The organism is Klebsiella sp. Ech2A (assembly GCF_030078455.1).
GTDB lineage: Bacteria > Pseudomonadota > Gammaproteobacteria > Enterobacterales > Enterobacteriaceae > Klebsiella > Klebsiella terrigena.
This window is the reverse complement of the sequence record NZ_JAQGFU010000338.1, coordinates 1-2,683: the sequence shown is the minus strand read 5'-3', so window position 1 is coordinate 2,683 and position 2,683 is coordinate 1. Positions and strand designations below refer to the sequence as shown.

Genomic DNA, 2,683 nt, shown 5'->3' with positions numbered 1-2,683 from the left:
GAGCGCACTCGCCCTGCTGCTGACGCACTATTTTGCACGCGGCCAGCAGCTCCGGGCCGGCGGCCCGATGAATAGCGCCATCGACCCCGCCGCCGCCGAGCAGCGAAGGGTTAGCAGCGTTGACGATAACATCGACTGCCAGCGTCGTGATGTCTCCGAGAATAACCTCAGGTTTAACAGCCATTTCGCCTCCTGTCGGCAAACGTCTTAAGTAAAGCTTAGCGGTAATATCGCATGACGGCCCCGAGGACGAAAGCCCGAGGCCCGGCAATGCGCGATATCCGGTTGCCAGAATAGCAAGGGTATGTTGCGGATTAATATACTTTAATTGCACTGGCCTGCTGTTTTCCTCGCGCAGGCTCCCTTTTGCGGGCTGCCGACCGGCATTCCGTTTAATTTTTCGCCAGGGCCCGGGCGTAACAATATGATTAGCCATCGAATAAAATGGCTTCGAGAGTACAGTCCGGGGGAGCGTTACGCCCACCGTGGCGCAAAGGCGCGCTGCGCAAGCAGGAAAAGGTGATTGACAGAAAAGCAAAACAGGACCTGAGGTCCTGTTTTAGGTGGGATAGCGCCGCTCAGGCTTCGTCAGGGGTTTCGTGGGCCAACGATTTACCCTTTTCCGCCCGCGCCGCCAGCCAGAGCCCGCTGTTTTTCATCGCATAGCCAAAAACCAGCCCCAGCGCCAGAGAAGGCACAATCAGACGCCAGTCGCCGCCGCCGGCAAAGGTTGCGCAGGCGCCGATAAAGGTTCCGGGCACGAAGGAGAGCAGCACCTGACGCGCCTGAATGCACATCAGAAACGCCACGATGCCGGTTATCATATAGCCGAGGATTTCCAGATGCGGCGCCAGCGCGCTGCCGTAGACGATCGCCTGGGCCCATATCACGCCACTCATCACCGTACATGTAGAGATCAGCAGCCCCTTCAGGCCGCCCTGCGGACAGGCAAAATAGGCCGTGCAGCCGAGAAAGCCAGCCCAGCTCAGCAGCCCGAGCGCGACCGCCACCCATCCCCAGATCCCGGAGAGAATGCCCGTCGTTATTGCAATTGCGAGAAGTATGTTCATGGCGCGTATCATAGCAGATACGCACCCTTCAAATGCGATCCTGAGCACACTATCTGAAATAGCACTCTCTTTGTTGCATTTTAAACGTGATATGAATCACACTTACTCTTCGTTCTCTTCCTGCAGCTCATCCCACATGGCGGAGAGCGCCTCGCGCGTCAGCGGCGCCATTGTCCGCCAGAAAGGCGTTACCGCATGGGCCTCGACCTTGCCGAGGAAGATCCCGCACCACGGCAGAATATAGTCGGCAAACAGCGTTTCCAGAGTCTCGCTTTCATCTTCCGTCGCATGATCCTCAAGCCACGAAGCGGCCAGCAGCAGGGAACCAATATGGTCGGCCCGCCCCTCTCCGGTTGGGATCCCGTGCTCGCTCAGAAAGCCGCGAACTTCGGCCTCCGTAGCGCCCTCAACCCAGGCGCTACGGTACGGCGGGACGCTGCACTCTTCGCCGACAAACAGCACGTTGTAATCGGCGGCCAGCGGCTGCACGTCGCAGCTTTTTTGCAGGCGCTCCAACTGCTCATCCTGCTCCAGCGGCCAGCTTGCCGCCAGCTTGCCTTCACGAATAAGGGTAAACAGCGGCACCAGCAGCGGGTCCTGTGGCTGACGATAGTACAGAGAGCCCAGCACGCGGCAGAGGATTGAAAACTCGTTCATTCATTTATTCCAGTTAGACAAATTAAAGATCGGCAAACTCAGCGATCGCCGGCATCCCGCGAGATTCAAGGAAGTTCAGCAGCCGGCGCGGAGAAACGTTAAGGATCCTCTCCTCGGGGAAATTCACCTCATCGAGGATCTTGCGACACTCCCTGAATTCGCCCAGCGTAAAGGCAGTATGCGAATCAGAGCCGAGGGCCACCCAGCCTCCGGCATCGCGCACCGCGGCGGCGATGGCCCGGCAGTTATCTTCGCTGCCTACGCGTGAGGAGATAAATGAGGAGTTGTTGATCTCCAACGCCACCTGGTATTTTGCCGCCGCTTCGGCGATGGCCGGGATATCGACCGGGAATTTAGGGTTGCCTGGGTGACTGATAATATGCACCGCGCCGCTCGCCATCGCGGCGATCATCGCCTCGGTATGGGTTGCTTTGTCCTGCGGCGGAAAGACCGGCTCATGGAAGCCCGCAATGAACAGGTCCAGGGAGGCGAGCATCGGACCGGAGCAGTCAATTTCACCGTGAATATTTTTAATGTTGGCTTCAATACCGCGCAAAATGCCAACGCCGTCCACCAGCCGCGGCCAGATGCGCATATTGACGAAGTGCCAGTAGTGCGGCGCATCGGCCATATCCGGGCCATGGTCGGTGATCGCAAAGAGTTTGATCCCCTTGCGCTTTGCTTCGGCAATATAATCGTGCAGGGTGCTGTAGGCGTGGGTACTGGCGACGGTATGCATGTGCAGGTCAACAGGATACATCACAATCTCCTTCTCTGTTTGTGGCAAGAATAGCAGGAATCAGGACGTATGATTAGCAAAACCCCGCCGCGGCGGGGTTCTCTTTTTAATAACCGCGCTGGCGATCGACCTGCCCGCTGACCGTTTCCCCTCGTTCGAGCTGGCTAATCGTACCGGCGATATAGGCAATCGCTTCCTGCGGCCGCGTCACCGCGGC

The 2,683-nt window shown here is 58.1% G+C and carries 4 protein-coding genes and 1 pseudogene; all 5 read right to left on the bottom strand.

Annotated elements, in window-relative coordinates; genetic code table 11:
- On the bottom strand, window positions 1–184 hold a 184-nt coding region (locus PFH44_RS26585; RefSeq protein WP_283826693.1), incomplete at its 3' end, for a macro domain-containing protein.
- Between the two features lie 394 nt (window positions 185–578).
- The gene (locus tag PFH44_RS26580) at window positions 579–1,070 is read right to left on the bottom strand and encodes a DUF1097 domain-containing protein (RefSeq protein ID WP_152643953.1); all 492 of its coding nucleotides are present in this window, start codon (window positions 1,068–1,070) and stop codon (window positions 579–581) included.
- 102 nt (window positions 1,071–1,172) lie between these two features.
- Window positions 1,173–1,727, bottom strand: coding sequence for a TorD/DmsD family molecular chaperone (locus PFH44_RS26575; protein WP_283826692.1), 555 nt, complete (start codon window positions 1,725–1,727; stop codon window positions 1,173–1,175).
- Between the two features lie 22 nt (window positions 1,728–1,749).
- On the bottom strand, window positions 1,750–2,487 hold the full coding sequence (locus tag PFH44_RS26570; RefSeq protein WP_283826691.1) for a phosphatase: 738 nt from the start codon (window positions 2,485–2,487) through the stop codon (window positions 1,750–1,752).
- A gap of 85 nt (window positions 2,488–2,572) precedes the next feature.
- Window positions 2,573–2,683: pseudogene (ghrA, locus tag PFH44_RS26565) on the bottom strand (glyoxylate/hydroxypyruvate reductase GhrA); the annotation flags it as partial.